A 20,270-nucleotide genomic window follows, 5' to 3' on the forward strand; every position below is an offset into this window, starting at 1 on the left:
GTCTCCGTTTAGCGCAAAGTCTTCGCGTAGCGCCAAGTCTTCCGCTCAGCTATAAACAGATGGTCCCGACGGTCGGGAATCGAATTCACGTGAGGGGGAGACGATGACGCGCGAACTGTTCTGGCTGTCGCTGACGGTGATCCTGACCGGGCTGCTGTGGATTCCCTACATCATCAACCGCTGCCAGGTGCGCGGCCTCTCCGGCGCCATGGGCAATCCCACGCGCAACGACAAACCACACGCGGAATGGGCCAACCGGCTGATGTTCGCCCATGACAACGCGGTCGAAAATCTCGTGATCTTCGCGCCGCTGGTGCTGATCCTCAACGCGGCCGACTATTCCACCAAATGGACGGTGCTGGCCTGCGCCGTGTATTTCTGGGCCCGCGTCGCGCATCTGATCGTCTACACGCTCGGACTGCCGGTGTTCCGCACCCTCGCCTTCACGGTCGGTTTCATCGCCCAGGCGGTGCTGGCGCTCGCGATCTTCAAGATCGTCTGAGCAACACACTCGCGCCGGGGCCCGGTGACGGCCGCGCCGGCGCTATTCCACAGCCTTGCGCACCACGATATGCAGCATCGTCGCGGGCGCCTCGTCGAAACTCTTGATCTCGCTGGTGTCGGACGAGACCTGGACCCACGGCCCTGACGCGGCGTAGGTCGCCGCCAGCCAGTCGGCGGCGGGATAATTGTAGTAGCGGCCGATGCTGTCGCGGCCGTCGCCATGGCCGATCTTGTAGCTCGCGTAGAAGATGCCGCCGGGCTTCAGTGCGCGATGGATGCGGCCGAGGATGCCGGCCAATTCGTCGCGCGGCACGTGCAACAGGCAAGCGCTGGCCCAGACGCCGTCATAGGCCTCGCGATCCTCGAGCTCATCGAACAGCATCGCCTCGACGGGATGGTTGATGCGACGCGCCGCGACCTCAGCCATCTCGGGTGAACCGTCGGTCGCGCGCAGCACGAAGCCTTCGGCGAGCATGACAGCGGCATGATTGCCGGCGCCGCAGCCGAGTTCGAGGATCGCGCCGCCCGGCGGCAGCAGCTTGAGAAAACCGGTCAGCCGGGTGGACGGTGCTTTCGCCCACCCGGCATAGGCCTCGGCATTGCGCCGGTAGAATTGCAGCGTGGCGTCGTCCACGATGCGCCCCTCGCCGTCAGTTGTCGGCCAGCCCGAGCATCAGCCGCATGTTCTGGACCGCGGCACCCGAGGCCCCCTTGCCCAGATTGTCGAGCCGGGCAACCAGCACCGCCTGGCGGTGCTTGTCGCTGGCGAACACATAGAGCTCGAGCTGGTTGGTCTCATTGAGCGCTTCCGGCTCGATCCGCCCGTCCTTGGCGGCCTCGTTCTGCAGCGGCATCGCCGAGACGTATTTGCTGCCGGCGTACCACTTCGCCAGCACGGCCTGCAGGTCGGCGCCGGTCGGCTTGCCCGGCAACGCGTCGAGCTGCAGCGGCACCGAGACCAGCATGCCTTGCCGGTAGTTGCCGACCGACGGGACGAAGAGCGGCCGCCGCGTCAGATGCGAATAGAGCTGCATCTCCGGCACGTGCTTGTGCTCGAAGCCGAGGCCGTAGAGGTGGAAGGCCGGCGCCGATCCGTCCTCGAAGCTTGCGATCATCGACTTGCCGCCGCCCGAATAGCCGCTCACCGCATTGATGGTGACGGGATAATCCGCAGGCAGCAGGCCGGCATCGACGATCGGCCGCAGCAGCGCGATCGCGCCGGTCGGATAGCAACCCGGGTTGGAGACCTTCTGCGCGTGGCTGATCTTGTCGGCTTGTCCGGGCGCGAGCTCGGCGAAGCCGTAGGCCCAGTCGGGCGCGACGCGATAGGCGGTCGACGCATCGAGCACCTTCGGCGCCGAATTGCCCATCGTGTCGATCAGCGCGACGGTCTCCTTGGCAGCCTCGTCAGGCAGGCAGAGGATCACGAGATCCACCTCCTCCATCAGCGCACGCTTGGCGCCTGCGTCCTTCCGCTTATCGTCGGCGATGTGCTTTACCGCGACGTCACCGATGGCGTGCAGCCGTTCCTGGATGCCGAGGCCGGTGGTGCCGGACGCGCCGTCGACGAACACGGTTGCCTTGGTCGCACCGCTCCTGGTTTTCGGCTGGTTGGTGTCGGTGACGGTCATGGCATGCTCCTTTCGAGTTCGTTCGTTTCGTTTGCTAACACATCTGGCCGCACCTGCGCCGCCGATCCGGGGCTGTTCTCCCTAGATTGAGCGCATCCTCGTCCACGACAAGAACCCCTGCTCACGGAAACAGCGCGATCTGCTCCAGCCCGGTGGTTTCGGGCAAGCCGAACATCAGGTTCATATTCTGGATCGCCTGTCCGGCCGAACCCTTCACAAGATTATCAAGCGTCGAGAGCACGATGGCGCGGTTCTTGATCCGGTCGGCGACGACGCCGATCTGAACGTAATTCGAACCGCGCACGTTCTGCGTCTGTGGCAACACGCCCTTCTTCGTCACATATACGAACGGCTCGTTGGCGTAGGCCTTTTCCAGCTCGGCGCGCAAATCGTCCGGCGTAGCCCCATTGAGCTTGACATAGGATGTGCAGAACTCACCCCGCGCCATCGGAATGAGATGCGGGGTGAAGTTCACTGTCACAGCCGAGCCAGCGGCTGCACCGATCTCCTGCTCGATCTCCGCCGAGTGTCGATGGCTTCCGATCGAATAGGGCGACAACCCTTCGCCGGCCTCGCTGAACAGCGTGTTCTGCTTCAGTCCGCGTCCGGCGCCGGTGACGCCCGACTTTGCGTCGATGATGATCTCGTCGACGTCGATCAGCTTTGCCTTCGCCAGCGGAACAAGTGCCAGCAGCACCGCCGTCGGATAGCAGCCGGGACAGGCCACCAGCCGCGCGGCCGCGACCTTCTCCCGGTAGAGTTCGGTCAGCCCATAGACGGCCTCGTCCTGCAATTCGAGCGCCCGGTGCTCGTGGCCGTACCATTGCGCGTAGCTGTCTTTGTTGCGCAGCCGGAAATCCGCGGACATATCGAGGATCTTGATTCTGGGATTGGCTTTCAGCACCGCGGCGATGATCTCTTGCGTCGTCCCATGCGGCAGTCCGCAGAACGCGGCATCGAGCCGCGTCCAGTCGACTTTTTCCCATTCCACGAGTTTTGGCAGGTCGAGCATGAAGAAGTGAGGAAACACCTCGCTCATCGCCTTGCCGGCATGGGTGTTGGCGGTAAGCGCGGTGATTTCGGCATTCGGGTGCCGTGCCAACAGGCGCACCGCGTCGGCGCCGGTGTAGCCGGACGCGCCCAAAATTCCGATTTTCTTCTTCGTCATTACTCGCTCCCCGGAAGCGTAGTCATCTCGGCCTGTACCATCGCGAAAGCCTGCGGGCGCACATCGCGCATCAAAGCCGCGATGTCCCGGGCACCGGCTTCGGCCTGCAATGCGAGCGTGTTGCCGACCGCCGCGAAATCGGTTTCAGACTTGTGCTGGTTCAGCTTGAAACTGCCCTCCACCTCTTCCACCATCATCTCGAGGCCCACGATGGCCTTCTTCATGGCTTCCAGCCGCGCGGCGGTCATCTTGCCCGACACCCACGGCTTTTTCGGCAGCAGCCGGTCCTCGAACTTGGCGCTCAGCACGTCGATCTGAACGGCAAGTTCCTCGTCCGACAGGGTCCGCACCGGTCCGGTCAGATGCACGGCCTGATAAAGCCAGGTCGGCACTTGATCGGGCGACACATACCAGTCCGGCGACACATAGGCATCCGCGCCGGTGACGGCCAGCAGCCAAGGGCCCCCGTGCGTCAGCTTTACCAGCGGATTGTGACGGGCAACATGAAACAGCGCCCGCGGCGTACCGTCGGCGGCGTAGGTCAAATAGAACGGCAGCGCAGAGGCGATCGGCTTGCCGCCGTCCCACGCGCAGGCGATGCCGAAACCGCGCGCTTCCGCGAACGCAAGGCTCGCGGCGCGGTCAGGCTTGAAGGGCGGTGGCGTATACATGGTCGAAACTCCTGCGTGACGAAGGAGCCGCCAGATCGAACCGCGTGTCTTTTTCAGGAGAGCGCCGCGGGATCGGGTCCGGCGGCAGAGGCGATGGTCTTAAACGCGAGCGACCGCCCATACCGCGAGAATGCGGCGGCGGCGGGCGATGATGATGGTCGCGGCGTTGATCATGGGCGCGGCTATAAGGCCGCGCCCGTTTTGCGTCAAGGAAAACCGTTCAGATCGCCGGATTCCACGGCGCCGGCACGACGCGGTAGCCGTTGCCGTCCTTGACCACATTGCCGAGGCCCGGGAACGGATAGTGATAGCCCTGCACCTGCAGCCGCTCCGCGACCACCATGTCGTAGATGCGGCGGCGGGTCTTCTCCGCCACGTCGCCGTCCTGGTCGAAGAACGCATGCCAGCCGGGATTGGCCGCGAACAGGTTGGGATTGTTGGTGACGTCGGACTGGATGAAGACCTTGTCCGCTCCCGAAGCCAGCACGTAGGAGGTGTGGCCCGGCGTGTGGCCGACGGTCTCGACCGAGGTCAGGCCGGGCGCGATCTCCTTGCCCCACTCGTAGGGCGTGACCTTCTTCTTCAGGCCGGCCTCGAAGATATTGCGGTTGTTCTTGAACAGGCCCTGCATGCGGCCGGCCGGCGCCCGGCTCATCTCGCCGTCATCCATCCAGAACTTCCATTCGGTCGCCGGCACCAGCACCTCGGCATTCGGGAACGCCGGCGTGCCCTCGGCCGTCAACAGACCGTTCACGTGGTCGGTATGGAAGTGCGAGATCACGACCATGTCGACATTCTTCGGATCGAAGCCGGCCGCGGCGAAATTGTCGGCGAACTGGCCGCTTGCGCCCTTCGTGCTGGCCTTCGCCAGCGCGCCATTGCCGGTGTCGATCACGACCAGCTTGCCGCCGGTGTTGAGCACGAGCGGCGCGTACCAGATCGACACCAGGTCGCGCGGCATGAAGGCCTTCTCCAGCGCCGCGTTGATATCGTCCCGCTTCGCATTCGGGATGAAGGAATCTTCCAGCTTGAAGACGTTCTTGCCGTCCGACACCGCGGTGACGAAGATGTCGCCGACCTTGTAGCGATAGAAGCCCGGCGCCTGCTTGTCGGCGACTGGCGCTGCGGCTACCGCAGGAACGGCAGGCAACAACGGTGCGGCGGCGATGCCGGCAGCACCCGCGAGAGCGTGGCGTCGTGTCAGGTCCATCTGATGTCCTCCCAGTGAAACAATGCTGCGCCCGGCGGAGCCGCGTCTGCCGCGGTGAGTTTTGCTCAGCGTTTTGACAGTCGCGTGAAGACGGCTGTGCAAGCTATTGTTCTTCCGCCTAACCCCTGCATCGGAGCAATATTCCTGAAGTCGTTACACCACGCGCCACATCCACTCGACAACCTGGCCGATGACGTCGCCGAACAGCAGCAGCGCCGCCGACCAGACCAAGGCGGAGACGAAATTGGCGATCTGGAATTGCCAGTAGGACATCTCGAAAATGCCGGCCGCAAGCGGCACCGAGGCACGCAGCGGGCCGAAGAAGCGGCCGATGAAGATGCTGGGCACGCCCCAGGTCTTCACGAAGGCCTCACCGCGCGGCAGTATCTCCGGGTAGCGCGACAGCGGCCACATCTGTGCGACCTGCTCCTTGTAGCGGTAGCCGAACCAATAAGAGACCCAGTCGCCGAGTGCAGCCCCGATGCCGCCCGCGATCCAGATCGGCCAGAAATTGATCCCGCTGACGCCGATCAGGGCGCCGATCGCAACCAGTGCACCCCAGGCGGGCACCAGCAACGAGATGAAGGCGAGCGATTCAGCGAACGCCAGCAGCATGACGATCGGAGCGCCCCAGGCCTGGTGATGGCGGACGAATTCGGCCAGGGCCCGCGCAAAGTCTTCCATCTCGCCGAGTGCCCTCCGCTCCGTTGAAACCCGAGTGAACCTTTGTAGCGGCACACAGCCTAAGAACAGGTAAGCCAGCCCATTGCGTGACATCAAGTCACAAAGGCGGGGATCAAACGTGATTTCCGGTAACGCCGCTGCGGTCCGGGCGGGCTCGCATCTCGCTCAAAAGAAAAAGGAAGCACTTGATGATCGGGTCACTGATGATGTGCGTCGGCGTTCTCGTCTTGTTGTTCGGAATGCTCGCGGGCATCGTTATGGGTATCCAGCACGACTTCACGTTGGGGCCAGCGCATGCGCATCTCAATCTCGTCGGCGGCGTGCTGCTGTTCCTGTTCGGCCTGTATTACCGGCTGGTGCCGGCGGCAGGAACCATGTTGCTCGCCAAAATCCAGGGCTGGCTGCATATCGTCGGCGGCATCCTGTTTCCGGCCGGCGTTGCCGCCGTGTTGCTGAAGGGTCCCTCGTTCGAGGCGGCCCCGATCATGGGATCGCTGATGGTGGTTGCCGCCATGGCCCTGTTCACGGTCGTTGTATTCCGCACCTCGCGGGCGTAATCGCAGGCTCCTATCTACACAGGCGGCCGGGCCCTCACGGCGCGGCCGCCCCCATTTGGCAGCCCATCCGTGGCATAGTCAGAGCAACCGATTCGCTGCGCCGTAACCGGCGCGCCACTTGAAGAACCATGGCCAAACCACTGAAATCGAACGCTAAAAGTAAATCTGCCGACGACCTGTTCGGCGCCCCGGAGCCGAAGGGACGCGCCCCGGCGAAGGCTGCTTCCCGGCCCACGGGAGGCGCTGAAGCCGGCTATACAGCGGCCGACATCGAGGTGCTGGAAGGACTGGAACCGGTCCGCCGGCGGCCCGGCATGTATATTGGCGGCACCGACGAGAAGGCGCTGCACCATCTGTTCGCCGAGGTGATCGACAATTGCATGGACGAGGCCCTGGCCGGCCACGCCACCTTCATCGACGTGGAACTGACCACTGACGGCTTCCTGACCGTGACCGACAATGGCCGCGGCATTCCGGTCGATCCGCATCCGAAATTCCCGAAGAAGTCGGCGCTCGAAGTCATCATGTGCACGCTGCATTCGGGCGGCAAGTTCGACTCCAAGGTCTACGAGACCTCGGGCGGTCTGCACGGTGTCGGCGTCTCCGTGGTCAATGCCCTCTCCTCACGGCTCGAGGTCGAGGTCGCGCGCAGCGGGCAGCTGCACCGCATGACCTTCGAGCGCGGCCATCCCAAAGGCAAGCTCGAAGACCTCGGCAAGGTCAACAACCGCCGCGGCACGCGGATTCGCTTCAAGCCGGACACCGACATCTTCGGCGCCAAGGCGGCCTTCAAGCCGCAGCGTCTGTTCAAGATGACGCGCTCGAAGGCCTACCTGTTCGGCGGCGTCGAGATTCGCTGGCACTGCGATCAGGAACTGCTGAAGGGCGTCGAGGACGTCCCGGCGGAAGCCAAATTCCACTTCCCCGGCGGCCTGAAGGATTATCTCGCCGCCGCGATCCACGCCGACACGCTGGTGCATCAGGACATCTTCTCCGGCAAATCCGGCCGCAGCGGCGCGCATGGCGCCTGCGAATGGGCGGTGGCCTGGACTGCCGATGCCGACGGCTTCCTGTCGTCCTACACCAACACGGTGCCGACGCCCGATGGCGGCACGCATGAATCGGGCCTGCGCAGCGCATTGCTGCGCGGCTTGAAGGACCATGCCGAGCGCGCCGGTCAAGGCAAGCGCGCGGCCTCCATCACCTCGGAAGACGTGATGGTGGGAGCGGCCGTCATGCTCTCGGTGTTCGTGCGCGAGCCTGAATTCCAGGGCCAAACCAAAGATCGCCTCGCCACCGCCGAAGCGCAGCGCATCGTCGAACAGGCGATGAAGGATCCGTTCGACCACTGGCTGTCGGGCAATCCGAACCAGGCCAACCGGCTGCTCGACTTCGTGATCGATCGCGCCGAGGAACGGCTGCGCCGCCGCCAGGAAAAGGAAACCGCACGCAAGACCGCCGGCAAGAAGCTGCGTCTTCCCGGCAAGCTTGCGGATTGCTCCGATGCCGGCACCGAAGGCTCTGAACTCTTCATCGTCGAAGGCGATTCGGCCGGCGGCAGCGCCAAGCAGGCGCGCGATCGCAAGACGCAGGCCGTGCTGCCGCTGCGCGGCAAGATCCTCAACGTCGCCTCCGCCGGCAAGGACAAGCTGACTGCCAACGCGCAGCTGTCCGATCTCGTGCAGGCGATCGGCAGCGGAACGCTCGCGCACTACCGCGAAGAGGATCTGCGCTATCAGCGCATCATCATCATGACCGACGCCGACGTCGACGGCGCGCATATCGCATCGCTCCTGATCACCTTCTTCTACCGGCAGATGCCGCGGCTGATCGACGAAGGGCATCTCTATCTGGCGGTGCCGCCGCTCTACAAATTGAAGCACGGCACCAAGTCGGTTTACGCCCGCGACGACGCCCACAAGGAAGAGTTGCTCAAGAGCGAATTCAACGCCAACGCCAAGGTCGAGGTGAATCGCTTCAAGGGCCTCGGCGAGATGATGCCGGCGCAGCTGAAGGAGACCACGATGGATCCGGCCAAGCGCACGCTGCTGCGCGTGGTGCTGCTTGCCGACGATCGTGAGGGCACCGCCGACTCGGTTGAGCGGCTGATGGGCACCAAGGCGGAAGCCCGCTTTGCCTTCATCTCCGACAAGGCCGAATTCGCGAGTGACGATCTGCTTGACGTCTAGGGCCCAACTAGCTGATTTGAAATGATTTTCCGGCCGACTCCAGATCGAGGCGGCCGTTTTCATTCGCCTTCTCGGAGAGTGCCTGCGGTTTCGTTTTCGGGCGGTTGTGTCTCACCCGCAACAGCATTTGCGGCGGAACCACGTATAGTCCTGACATGAGTTTCGGGAATCGGTGCCATCGCCCCCGTCAGCGACCCGATCGAACGCTAAAGTCGAGGACTTGAAAATGAAGAAGGTTTTGCTCGCTCTGACCGCGGTTGCTGCGATGACGGGTTCCGCGTCGGCTGCCGACCTGGCCGCCCGCCCCTACACCAAGGCTCCGGCCCCGATCGCGGTGGCGCCGAGCTGGACCGGCTTCTACATCTTCGGCGGTGGCGGCGGCGGCGTCTGGGACGCTGACACCGGCGTCCAGTCGACCGTCACGGGCGCGCCGATCCTCGGCTTCAACCAGCGCCAGGGCGGCGATGGCTGGTACGGCACCGTCGGTGCGGGCTACGACTGGCAGACCGCCAACAGCTGGGTGATCGGCGTGTTCGCCGACGGTCAGTTCGGCAGCCTGAAGGGCACCATCCAGGATCAGGGCCTCGGAATCGCCGGCAACATCAAGAACGACTACAGCTGGGCCGCCGGTGCGCGCCTCGGTTATCTGATCGCTCCGAACGTTCTGTCCTACGTCAACGCCGGCTATTCCAACTCGCACTGGAAGGGCACGACGCTGTTCAACACCGCCACTGCTCTCCCGGTGGGTGGACACACCAACGGCTTCGATCGCAGCGGCTGGTTCGTCGGCGGCGGCGTCGAGAACAACCTGAACATCTTCGGCATCACCGCGCCGGGCTGGTTCATGAAGACCGAGTACCGCGCCGCTTACTACGACAACAAGAACATCTCGGAACTCTCCGACGTCACCAATATCTCGAACGGCCGCGACATCACCTTCAAGCCGCTCGTCCAGACCATCAGCACCTCGCTGGTCTACCGCTTCAACTGGACCGGTCCGGTTGTTGCCAAGTACTGAGCTGAGTACTGATCCCTGCTGACCTAGCAGACGAAAAGCCCCGGCATTGTCCGGGGCTTTTTTGTTGCCCGAACATTTTCGAGAACGATTTCGCGCGCACGCCTCTTCGTGCAGTGCCGACCAGCCGCGCCCGATCTGGTCAGCGCGGTCGCGATCGGGCACTCTCTCCGCAGGTTCAAACCACAGCGGACAACAACAATGAGAAACGGACAGTTTGATCTCTCGGGCCGGGTCGCGATCGTCACCGGCGGCAATGGCGGCATCGGGCTTGGCATGGCGCGCGGCCTGGCCGATGCCGGCGCGGCGGTTGCGGTGGTCGGTCGCAACGAGGCGAAATCGAAGCTCGCCGTCGAGGATCTGGGCAAGCGCGGCGTCAAGGCGATCGCGGTGGCAACCGACGTGACCGACAAGGCCGCCGTCGCGGCGATGGTCGAGCGGGTGATCGGTGAGCTCGGCCGGATCGACATCCTCGTCAACAACGCCGGCATGAGCATCCGCAAGCCGCCGCACGAGCTCGAGCTCGACGAGTGGAGCAAGGTGATCGACACCAACCTCACCAGCGCCTTCCTGTGCTCGAAGGCGGCCTATCCTGCGCTCAAGGCCTCGGGCCACGGCAAGATCATCAATATCGGCTCGATGATGTCGATCTTCGGCGCAAGCTTTGCTGCGGCCTATGCCGCCAGCAAGGGCGGCATCGTGCAATACACCCGCGCCTGCGCCAACGCCTGGGCCCCGGACAACATCCAGGTCAACGCCATCCTTCCCGGCTGGATCGACACCGATCTGACGAAGGGCGCGCGCCAGCAGGTCGCCGGGCTGCACGAGCGCGTGCTCGCACGCACGCCGGCGGCGCGCTGGGGCGCCATCGACGACTTCTCAGGGATTGCCGTGTTCCTGGCCTCGCCGGCGTCGGACTTCGTCACCGGCACCGCTATCCCGGTCGACGGCGGCTATTCGGTGATGGCCTGAAGCACGGGACCCATGAAACACAAGAGCCCCGGCATTCGCCGGGGCTCCTGCATCCTGTTCGCCTCAGTAGAGTTCAGTAGCGCGCGATCACCGGCGCGTCGAATTTGTAGTTCATGCGCACCACCGCCCACTGGATGTCGCGCGGCTTGGCGTCGAACGTGTAGGTGCCCGCCGCGGTGCCGGCGAGCTGATAGGTCTGACGCTCGAAGGCGGCGTAGTTGTATTCGACGCCGATGGTCCAGTTGCGGGTGATGCCGTATTCCCAGCCTGCGCCGACCGTCCAGCCGCTGGCCCAATGGGTCTGGCTGCCGGAGCCGGTTGCCGGCGGAAGGTTGTCGACGACGGACAGGCGGTTGTTCACGCCGGCATAGCCGCCCTTGAAATAGAGCAGATTGTTCTGGATCGCGTAGCCAGCACGACCGACGATCGTCGCCATGACGTTCGAGCGCCAGCTGAATTGATCGTCGCGTCCGGCGCCGAACACCGTGTTGGTGACGCGGCCGGAATTGTCGAGCCCGGAGATCGTGCCCTCGATGCCGAACACGAAGTTGTTGGCCTGCCAGTTGTAGCCGATCTGACCGCCACCCATGAAGCCTGAGCCGCGCTGCCGAAAGCCCTGGCCGGGCGCGAGATCGCCGAACGCCGTCGTGTTCGCGCTGTTGACCCACTGCTCGTTGGTCCAGGCGCCGCCGAGGTGGCCGCCAAGGTAGAAGCCGGACCAGTTGTAGACCGTTTCCACATAGGCCGGCGCCTTGGTGTACGGACGGGCGGCAAGGTCGGCGGCCGATGCTGCACCGACGCCGAGCGCCGTGGTCACCGTCAACGCGGCAATGAATTTGGCATGAGACATGGTGGCATCCCCAGGCTGTCTGATGGGGACGAGCTTTCCCAGAGAGACCCTTACCAAAAGCAAACCGCGGGAACCGGTCGCGCAGAATCCGTGTGCGCCGGTTTCGAATCATGTCTGTCTGTTGCAATCACGCAACTTCTAACGGCTCCTTTAAGGAGCTGTTATCCTTGATAAATTCCTTCCCAGCGCGAGACCCCTGTCAGTGCGCCGCCGGCGAATGCACGTGCTCCGGCCGCACCCCGACCGCGACAAGACGCGCCGTCAGCCCTTGCAGCCAGGGCATCGCGGTGATCAACCGCAACGCGAACGGCACCGGTTGATCGCCACCCCTCAGCGCGGCGCTGATGATGTTGTTCTGCGCGATCACCTGCATCCGTTGCGTCACCCGCACCGGGAATTCGCGGCGGCGCCGCACGGCATCGAGCTCGTCCTCCGGCGGACAGCCTCGTGCGAGCTTGGCCGCCAGGATGTTGGCGGTTGCGACCGCGTCCTGCACCGCGAGGTTGACGCCGACGCCGCCGATCGGCGACATCGCGTGCGCCGCATCGCCGATACAGAGCAGGCCCGGACGGGTCCAGCGCGTCAGGCGATTGATCGCAACCGTGAGCAGCTTGACGTCGTCAAAACTCTTCACATCGGCAATGCCGGCCTTGAGGATCGGCGCGAGCCGCAGCACGTCGTCGAGCAGCGCCGGCAATCCCCTCGCCTTCACGGCCTCGTATTGTCCCTTGGCGATCACATAGGCGCATTGCCAATAGTCGCCGCGGTCGAACGTCACCATCATCTTGCCGTGGTCGATGCGGGCGAACAAATTCTCGGTCTCGTCCCGACGCCGCCCGACGCGAAACCACAGCACGTCCATCGGCGCGCCGATCTCCTCAACGTCGAGGCCGGCGCGCTCGCGCACGATCGAATGGCGGCCATCGCAGCCGATGGTGAGATCCGCCTCGATCTCGATCGGGCCATCAGGCGCGTTCACATGGACGCCTGCAACCGCGTCGCCGCGCCGGATCAGGCCGGTCGCCTCGGCGCTCATCAAAACCTGCAGCGAGGGGAAACGCTTGCCGCTCTCGCGCAGGAAACTGAGGAAGTCCCACTGCGGCATCATCGCGATGAAAGGATATTTGACGCTGAGGCGGCTGAGATCGGCGATCCGCACCGAGGTGCCGCCGAACATGCCGTCGAGCTTCTGGATGTCCTGGTGCGGCAGCTTCAAGAAGCCGTCGATCAGGCCGAGTTCGTCCATCACCTGCAGGGTCGACGGATGCACGGTGTCGCCGCGGAAGTCGCGGAAGAAATCGGCGTGCTTCTCCAGCACCACGACATCGACGCCGGCGCGCCCGAGCAGATAGCCGAGCATCATGCCGGCCGGCCCGCCGCCGACCACGCAGCAGCGCACCTTCATCTGACGCGTATTCGGCGCTGCCGGATTGCCTGCATCCATGGTGCCGTCCTTACCGTTGTCTCGCCGCTCCCACTGTAACGCGGATCGGACGACAAGGATGCGAGGCTATCGCCTGAACGTCTTGATTTCCGACACGCTGCCGTCGCGATAGGTCAGCTCGACCGAGACCGATTTGGTCTGCGGCGCGAGCTTCAGATAGGGCTGCGCGTCGGACGGGATTGCGCTCGGATCGCGCGAATTGCAGGCCGGCATCTTCAACACCTTGTCCGGCACCGCGGTGTCGATGCCGATCCGCACCTCGCGGATCGCACAGCGATACGACATCAGGTGCGTATAGTAGACCAGCAGCCCGTTGAACTCGCGGAACGACAGCCAGCTCGTCGCGGTCATGTCGAGGATCTTGCGCTGGTCGCGGATCAGCGCGGCGTCGGGATCGAACTTGATCGGGAACGGCCCCTGCATCTCGCCCTGCGTATCGACATAGCGAAGCTCGATCGTGGCCGCCGGCGCATCGGCCGGCAGCTCGATCGATGGATTGGGCATCCGCTTGCGCGTGCGCGGATCGAGCGTGTCCATGAAGCCGGTTTCGCGGAAGTCGCCGCTATCGCCGATCCGCCAGGAAATGCCGAGCGTCGGATCGGCAATCGAGAACACGACGGTCCAGCCGCCATTGTGCCGCGAGAAGCTCGCGATCGGCGCGTTGATGGAGTCCTCCTTCGGCAGCTTCGGCACCGAGACCGGCGGCAGCGCGGCCACCTGCTGCGGCGGAGCGGACGGCTTGGCCGCCTCGGCCTGCCCCTTGGCGATCCCGTTCAGGAAGACGTCGTCGACCATCTGGTCGAAATAGACCGGGATCTGCTTGTGCTTCACGGTCTCGGCCATCTCGCTGACCAGGCGCCGCGTGCGCTGGGCGACCTGCACCAGGTTTTCACCGGGCTGCAGCAGCTCCTTGGCAAAGGTTCGCGTGAACACCGAATTGGGATTGGCGTCGTCGTTCGAGAGACGGTCGAGCGCGGTCTGGCGCGGCCCGGCCGAAAACACCGAGAACACGCCTTCGGGCAGCTGCGTCATCGGCGCGAGGCCACCGCCGCCGGCAACGGCGCGCGTGCCGGCGCGCTCGAACGGATTGTTGCGGCAGGCGTCGAACACCAGGATCGAGGTCCGCGCCTTCTTGTTCTGCAACCGCTCGATGATGCGGTCGGCGAGCACCGAGGCGTCGCGCACCAGCTCCTCCTGCCCTTCGGTGGCGGCCGGTACGTCGGTCGGCAGCAGGAAATTCTGGCCCGCGATCTCGAAGCCGTGACCGGCATAGAAGAAGAACGCGGTGTCGCCGGGATCCACGGCGCGGTCGAAGGCGAGCAGCGTCTCGGAGAACGCCTGCCGGTTCAAATTCTCGGCCACCATGACGTTGAAACCGAGCTGCTTCAGCGTGTCGCCCATGGTGCGGGCGTCGTTGACCGCCTTCTGCAGCTTGGGCACGTTCCTGTAATCATTGTTGCCGATCACCAGCGCGACGCGCTTTTCGGCCTGGGCGGGTGCCGCCGATGCGACAAAGGCGACCGCCAACAGCGTCGCGGAAAGTCTCGAAAGCCAGCTCTTCATCCCAATTCCCGCCTGCACGACAAGTGCGCCGCTCGTGCGACCGCCGCCTAATAGTCGGATCAGCCGTTTGGCCGGTTCAAGGCCGACGCCGGATGGCCGCCGTGACCGCCCCTTGGCGACCTGCTTGGCCACCATGGGGCGCCCCGTCGGTCTCAGGTCAAGTTTCTTTTTACGGCCCGCGTGATAGATTTCGGCTTCCATCCGGCGCGAACTCTCCGCACGTCCCAAGGGCACTCCAGGGGCTTTTCCGTGTACACATGGTCCACTGAGCAAGTCGATCCCCGCGATCGCTTCGACTATTGGCGCGAGGTGCGCGCCAAGGGGTTGTTCGGCGTTACCGCCGAACTCGAACCCGAGCGCCGCCGCGACTTCTTCGGCGAGTTCTCGCTGCGCCAGCTCGGTGATGCCGGGCTGGTCGAGCTGCGTGCCTCGCCCTACCGCGTCGAGCGGCGCGCCGGCGACATCGCGGACGCGCGCAGCGACAGCCTGTGCATCTACCAGCAGCTCGGCGGTGGCGGCTGGTTCGGCGGCGCACGGCTCGATGAATTCGCGGTGCGCGACGGCATGTTCGCGACCAGCTATTCGGACCTGCCGTATCGCACCGTCCCGCTGCACGATGACGGCTTTCACCTGCGCGTCATCAAGATCCCGGTGACGAACATCGTCCCGCCGGGCGCCGAGCTCGGCGAACTGGTCCCGAGGCCCGTGCAGGATGAGACCGCGCTGCAGCCATTGTTGGAATCCTGCTTCCGCGACCTCGTCGAAGGCCATGACGCCACCGCGGCGGATGCGGCCCCGATGGTGCAGGCACTCGCCCATATCGCGCTGATCGAGCGCGGCATCATGCGGCCGAAGAGCCGGCTCGCGCAGCAGGCCCTGCGAAGCGCCCATCTGTCGCTGGCGCGCCGCCTGATCCGGCGGCATCTATCGAGTGCAGCGCTGACGCCAACCCTGATTGCCGGCCTGCTCGGCATCTCGGTCCGTCACCTGCACATCCTGTTCGAGGAAACGGACAAGACCTTTTCGGAGACGGTCACCGCACTTCGGCTCGCGCAAAGCCGCCGCCTGCTCCGCGAGCAGTCCGGGCAGACGATCGCCGAGGTGGCGTTCGCCTGCGGCTTCGAAAGCCTCGCGACGTTCTACCGCCTCTTCAATGCGTCCGAATCGATGACCCCGGGCGATTACCGGGCGCGTCGGACCTGAGCGCGGACGGGCCTCGCAATGTTGGCGGCCCGGCATTCGGGCGCTGGTGAGACAGATCGACCGGCGGTTCTCGATAACGGCAATAGCGGACCTCGTGCGCCTTTCCCGCAATGACCGGCCCGCCGCCCGATCCGAAGCTCTCACGACCGAACTGAACAGCCTGCGCGCATTGAGAAGATATTTTCCGGCGATTTCGCCAGAACAATGCAGGCGCTTCGCCCGGTCGCGGCACCGCAAATCTCCTGACCGGTGACGCGCGCGCTCACGCGGAGTGAGGGATCATGCACGATGCGCGGTAAGCACCAGGAACACAGCCCGGAAGGCTTGGTTGATACGCGTGCCTGATGCCGCGGGCCTGGAGCCGGATCCAACTTCGGCCCCCCGGCCGGCTCGTCAGGACGCTCCGACGACAAGCAATCGCGGCTGGGCGCTTTGGATCGACGGGATGCGCGCACTGAGAAGACAGCGCACGACCGTTGCGCGAGAAACATGCAGATACATTGGGGCTTGGGGCAAGGTTATGATCGGCATCGGCGGCAGGCTGACGATGTGGCGCGGCGCGCTGCTTGGCTCGGCGTCACTGATTGCGATGGCCTCCACGGCCGAGGCGCAGGTGGACTGCACGGGCGTCGGCACCGCGAACGTGGTCTGTGACGCCGCCCATCCGTCGGACGGCGGGCTCAACACGAGTTTCAACGGTGATCTCACCGTGAACGTCAACGCCGGCGCCGGGATCAACTCCCGCGGCGTGGTCGTCAGTGCCGGCGGCAGCATCACGTTCAATCACAACGACCCCGCGGGCATCACATCGTCCCTCTACGACGGCATCCAGCTCGTCGGCGGCCAAGCCCCGATCACCTACACGGGATCGGCCGACGTCACCGCCAACTGGTACGCGATCCACGTCTCGGCCAGCGGTCCGGTCTCGATTACGCAGACCGCCGGCACAATCACCGGCGGCACCGGAATCGATGTCGTGAGCGCGGGACCGGGGGGTAGCGTCAACATCAATACGGTTGGCAGCCAGATCGTGGCCCCGAACGGCACTGGAATCTTCGTCGACGCCAGCGGCAGCCAAACCGACGTCACGATCACCACAGGCGCAGTCACCGGCAATACGACCCAAACCGGCGGCGGGATCTACGTCCGGATGGGACGGGGCTTCCAAATTGCGCGCAATCTTTCCGCCACGACCAACGGCGCGGTCGTCGGCGGCATCTATCTCCAGAATGGTGGCATCGGCACCGTCGATCTCACAACGAATGCGAGCGTCCTTGGGGGTATCAACCTCCTGGCCGACAATTCAGCCAACACCAATGCGTTCACAGTGAAGCTCAATCAGGATGTCACCGGCAACGTCAGTCTGCTGAACTACGGCTCCGGCACCAACACGGTCCGGACACGCGGGATCACCGGCGGGACGCTCTCGGTGTCCGGCGGCGGCGGCGCCAACAACAGCCTCGTCGTGGACGGCAATATTGCCAAGGGAAACGGCCTGGACCTGGCCTATTACGGGGCCCTGGCGACCGTCAGTTTCTCTCGTGCCAGCGGCACCAATACCGCGACCTTCAATGGCGGCATCTCCGGAACCTTCGACACCAGGACTTCCACCTCCGCTTCGGCCGGTGGCAGCGTCGCCGGCCTTGCCGCCGGATTGGGAAGCACATCCACCAATGGCTCGGCGGCGCTGAACGTCAACGGATCGATCACGGTCACCGGCATGACGCCGTCCGGCAAAGTCGCAAATGTGACCGGAGCGTCCCTCGGAGCCTCCGGCGTGGTCCCGGTCGACTTCAATCTGCACGGCGCAGTGACGGCAACGTCGATCAGCGACACCGCGTCGAACGTCGTCGGCATCAGCGTGGGACAATACAATCAGGCCGCGACGCGGCTGACCGCCGACGGTGCCGTGACAGCCACCGCGATCGGCGCCGGCGGCACGGCCACCGGAATCAGCGCCTCGAGCACCAGCTTTGCTCCGACCAACATCAACGCCGGCACCATGACCGTTCACGCCAATGGCGACGTGACCGCCACCTCCGACGGCGCTGCGACCGGCATCACGCTGAGCCGCGGCAGCACCAGATTCGCTGCCTCGACCGCGGGGCTCGGCGGCATCGATCTCGACACCAAGGGGACCGTGAGCGCGACCTCGACAAGCGCGGCGGCGATCGGCATCAGCGGCGTCATCGTCAATGGCGCGGACAATTCCGCGACGCTGGCGCTGCGCGCCGAAGGCAACGTGATTGCGAGCGGCACGGCCGCCGGCAGTTACGGCATCTTCGCCCAGCGCGATGGCCTCGGCGACATCAGGATCGACGCGCTCGCCGGCGTGCAGAGCTCAGGCGTCGGCATTGCCGCATCGCGCTCGACACCGGGCAACATCTTCATCACGACCGGGACCTTCGTCACCGGCACCACCGGCATCACGACGTCGGGCGGCACCACCACGCTGATCGCCAATGGCACGATCACCGGCACCGGCGGCACCGCCGTTCAGTTCGGCGGCACCAACGACGTGCTGCAAATGCAATCCGGCGCTGCGATCAACGGCAACGTCGTCGGCACCGGGACCAGCATTCTGCAGTTCGGCGGAACGACCGCGACGAGCTTCGATCTGTCGAAGCTCGGCAGCGGCGCCCAATTCTCGGGCTTCGCCAGTCTTGGATTTCTTGCAGGCTCGAACTGGAGCTTCACCGGCAACTCGACCTTTGCCGGGTCCGTCAACGTCGACGGCGTGTTCATCCTCAACGGCGCGCTGCCGAACGCCAACGTCACGGTCGGCCCGGCCGGCACACTCGGCGGCAACGGCACCATCGGCAACGCGACCATCAGCGGCATGCTGTCGCCCGGCAATTCACCGGGCACGATCACGATGGCAAGCCTGACCATGACGGCGGCCGCGACCTATCTGGTGCAGGTCACCAACACCATCAGCGACAAGGTGAACGTGACCGGCACGGCCAACATCGCCGGCAACGTCGTCGTCGAGCCGCTCGAACGGATCACGAAGAAGACCACCTACACGATCGTCAACGCGGGAACGCTGAGCGGCACGTTCGGCTCGGCAAGCCTGCTGCTTGCCAACAACCTCGCCCGCAATCCGGTGCTGAGCTATGTCGGCAACGACGTGCTGCTGTCGGTCGATCCCGGCCTGCTCTCCCAGATCCTGCCGGCCACCGCCGGCATCAACCACAAGAGCGTCGCTGGTGCGATCGACAACGGCCTGCTCGGCGGCGCCAACCTCTCCAACGCGTTCAGCGCGATCTTCAAGCTGCCGGGCGACAACCTCCTCAACGGCCTGACCCAGCTCTCCGGCGAGACCGCCGCCGGATCGCAGCAGACCACCTTCAACGCCATGAACCAGTTCATGGGCACGATGCTGGATCCCTTCGTCGACGGCCGCAGCGCGACGGCGATGCCGGCCGCCGCCACGCCCTACACTGACGACAACTCGCTAGCCTACGCCGCCCGGCGTTCGACCAGCGACGCCGCCGCCGCGATCTATCGCAAGGCGCCGATTGCCGAGAGCTACGATCCACGCTGGAGCGTGTGGGCGGCGGCCTACGGCGGCTCACAGAGCACTGACGGCAACCCCACGCTCGGCTCGAACAACACCACAAGCCAGGCGTTCGGCACCGCCATCGGCGCCGACTATCGCTTCTCGCCAAACACGATCGCCGGCTTCGCGCTCGCCGGCGGCGGCACCAACTTCAGCGTCGCCAATGGTGGCGGCGGCCGCTCCGACCTGTTCCAGGCCGGCGCCTTCATCCGGCACAATATCGGCGCGGCGTATCTCGCCGGTGCGCTGGCCTATGGCTGGCAGGACGTCACCACCGACCGCACCGTGACGGTCGGCAGCCTCGATCGCCTGCGCGCCGAGTTCAACGCCAACGCCTGGTCCGGCCGCGCTGAAGGCGGCTATCGGCTCGTTGCGCCATGGATCGGCGGCGTCGGCGTCACGCCCTATGCCGCCGGCCAGTTCACGACATTCCAGCTGCCGGGCTACGCCGAACAGGCCGTCGTCGGCGCCAACACCTTTGCGCTGGCCTATAACGCGAAGAGCGTCACCGACAGCCGCAGCGAGGTCGGCCTGCGCGCCGACAAATCCTTCGCGCTTTCCAACGCGGTTCTGACGCTGCGCGGCCGCGCTGCCTGGGCGCACGATTTCAACCCCGACCGCAGCATCGCCGCGACGTTCCAGACCCTGCCCGGCGCGAGCTTCGTCGTGAACGGCGCGGCGCAAGCCTCCGACTCCGCCCTCACCACCGCCTCGGCCGAACTGAAATGGGCCAACGGCTGGTCGGCGCTCGCAAGCTTTGAGGGCGAATTCTCCAACGTGACCCGCTCCTATGCCGGCAAAGGCGCGGTCCGTTATGCATGGTAGGGTAGCCCGACCCGCAGTGGGGCCGGCGCGGCGGATTTGGGGGGAAAAGCAGCGCGAACGCCCTCGCCGAGGCCCGCCGTCGGATACCGGATCAGTGATTCATTTGACCGCCAAATGACGGAAACGGCGCTTATTTTGGCGAAATCATTAAGCTTTTTCGGCTCTCCGGCTGGTTCCAAGATTGACTTTACCGCTTTCGCCCCTATGTTGCGGGCAACGCGG

16 protein-coding genes are annotated in these 20,270 nt (G+C 64.9%); 7 read left to right on the forward strand and 9 right to left on the reverse strand.

Annotation, left to right across the window (positions count from 1 at the left end; all coding sequences use genetic code 11):
• Positions 1–103 precede the first annotated feature (103 nt).
• On the forward strand, positions 104–502 hold the full coding sequence (locus tag ACE10Z_RS25595) for an MAPEG family protein (RefSeq protein WP_212317462.1): 399 nt from the start codon (positions 104–106) through the stop codon (positions 500–502).
• Between the two features lie 42 nt (positions 503–544).
• On the opposite strand, the gene ACE10Z_RS25600 is transcribed toward ACE10Z_RS25595, so the two are convergent.
• The 6 genes from ACE10Z_RS25600 to ACE10Z_RS25625 form a co-directional block, all read right to left on the reverse strand.
• Positions 545–1,138: a class I SAM-dependent methyltransferase gene (locus tag ACE10Z_RS25600; RefSeq protein ID WP_375783238.1), complete on the reverse strand. Its 594-nt coding sequence runs from the start codon at positions 1,136–1,138 to the stop codon at positions 545–547.
• Positions 1,139–1,154: 16 nt separating this feature from the next.
• Positions 1,155–2,135 carry an N-acetyl-gamma-glutamyl-phosphate reductase gene (gene argC / locus ACE10Z_RS25605; RefSeq protein ID WP_375783239.1) on the reverse strand — a complete coding sequence of 327 codons (981 nt, stop codon included), beginning with the start codon at positions 2,133–2,135 and terminating at the stop codon, positions 1,155–1,157.
• A gap of 121 nt (positions 2,136–2,256) precedes the next feature.
• Positions 2,257–3,303: an N-acetyl-gamma-glutamyl-phosphate reductase gene (gene argC / locus ACE10Z_RS25610; protein ID WP_375783240.1), complete on the reverse strand. Its 1,047-nt coding sequence runs from the start codon at positions 3,301–3,303 to the stop codon at positions 2,257–2,259.
• On the reverse strand, positions 3,303–3,974 hold the full coding sequence (locus tag ACE10Z_RS25615) for an FMN-binding negative transcriptional regulator (RefSeq protein WP_375783241.1): 672 nt from the start codon (positions 3,972–3,974) through the stop codon (positions 3,303–3,305). The genes argC (ACE10Z_RS25610) and ACE10Z_RS25615 overlap by 1 nt, the downstream gene beginning before the upstream one ends.
• A 220-nt stretch (positions 3,975–4,194) precedes the next feature.
• The gene (locus ACE10Z_RS25620; protein WP_375783242.1) at positions 4,195–5,184 is read right to left on the reverse strand and encodes an MBL fold metallo-hydrolase; all 990 of its coding nucleotides are present in this window, start codon (positions 5,182–5,184) and stop codon (positions 4,195–4,197) included.
• A 153-nt stretch (positions 5,185–5,337) separates the two neighbouring features.
• A complete protein-coding gene (locus ACE10Z_RS25625; protein ID WP_375783243.1) occupies positions 5,338–5,868 on the reverse strand; it encodes a DedA family protein in 531 nt (176 codons plus the stop codon).
• Between the two features lie 188 nt (positions 5,869–6,056).
• Here ACE10Z_RS25625 and ACE10Z_RS25630 point away from each other — a divergent pair, with 188 nt between their 5' ends.
• The 4 genes from ACE10Z_RS25630 (at position 6,057) to ACE10Z_RS25645 (ending at position 10,601) form a co-directional block, all read left to right on the forward strand.
• Positions 6,057–6,425 (forward strand): hypothetical protein, encoded by a 369-nt coding sequence (locus ACE10Z_RS25630; protein ID WP_375783244.1) that lies wholly within the window; start codon positions 6,057–6,059, stop codon positions 6,423–6,425.
• A gap of 128 nt (positions 6,426–6,553) precedes the next feature.
• On the forward strand, positions 6,554–8,614 hold the full coding sequence (parE, locus tag ACE10Z_RS25635; RefSeq protein WP_375783245.1) for a DNA topoisomerase IV subunit B: 2,061 nt from the start codon (positions 6,554–6,556) through the stop codon (positions 8,612–8,614).
• 226 nt (positions 8,615–8,840) lie between these two features.
• Positions 8,841–9,632 (forward strand): outer membrane protein, encoded by a 792-nt coding sequence (locus ACE10Z_RS25640; protein WP_375783246.1) that lies wholly within the window; start codon positions 8,841–8,843, stop codon positions 9,630–9,632.
• Positions 9,633–9,830: 198 nt separating this feature from the next.
• The gene (locus ACE10Z_RS25645; protein ID WP_375783247.1) at positions 9,831–10,601 is read left to right on the forward strand and encodes a glucose 1-dehydrogenase; all 771 of its coding nucleotides are present in this window, start codon (positions 9,831–9,833) and stop codon (positions 10,599–10,601) included.
• A gap of 73 nt (positions 10,602–10,674) precedes the next feature.
• On the opposite strand, the gene ACE10Z_RS25650 is transcribed toward ACE10Z_RS25645, so the two are convergent.
• The 3 genes from ACE10Z_RS25650 to ACE10Z_RS25660 form a co-directional block, all read right to left on the reverse strand.
• Positions 10,675–11,451: an outer membrane protein gene (locus ACE10Z_RS25650; RefSeq protein WP_375783248.1), complete on the reverse strand. Its 777-nt coding sequence runs from the start codon at positions 11,449–11,451 to the stop codon at positions 10,675–10,677.
• Positions 11,452–11,650: 199 nt separating this feature from the next.
• Positions 11,651–12,895, reverse strand: coding sequence for an FAD-dependent oxidoreductase (locus ACE10Z_RS25655; RefSeq protein ID WP_375783249.1), 1,245 nt, complete (start codon positions 12,893–12,895; stop codon positions 11,651–11,653).
• Positions 12,896–12,961: 66 nt separating this feature from the next.
• On the reverse strand, positions 12,962–14,458 hold the full coding sequence (locus ACE10Z_RS25660) for a caspase domain-containing protein (protein WP_375783250.1): 1,497 nt from the start codon (positions 14,456–14,458) through the stop codon (positions 12,962–12,964).
• A 249-nt stretch (positions 14,459–14,707) separates the two neighbouring features.
• On the opposite strand from ACE10Z_RS25660, the gene ACE10Z_RS25665 reads away from it, so the two are divergent.
• The gene (locus ACE10Z_RS25665; protein ID WP_375783251.1) at positions 14,708–15,661 is read left to right on the forward strand and encodes a helix-turn-helix transcriptional regulator; all 954 of its coding nucleotides are present in this window, start codon (positions 14,708–14,710) and stop codon (positions 15,659–15,661) included.
• A gap of 520 nt (positions 15,662–16,181) precedes the next feature.
• Positions 16,182–20,048: an autotransporter domain-containing protein gene (locus ACE10Z_RS25670; RefSeq protein WP_375783252.1), complete on the forward strand. Its 3,867-nt coding sequence runs from the start codon at positions 16,182–16,184 to the stop codon at positions 20,046–20,048.
• The last annotated feature ends 222 nt before the right edge of the window (positions 20,049–20,270 follow it).

Source organism: Bradyrhizobium sp. Pha-3, from assembly GCF_042258615.1.
Taxonomy (GTDB): Bacteria; Pseudomonadota; Alphaproteobacteria; order Rhizobiales; family Xanthobacteraceae; genus Bradyrhizobium.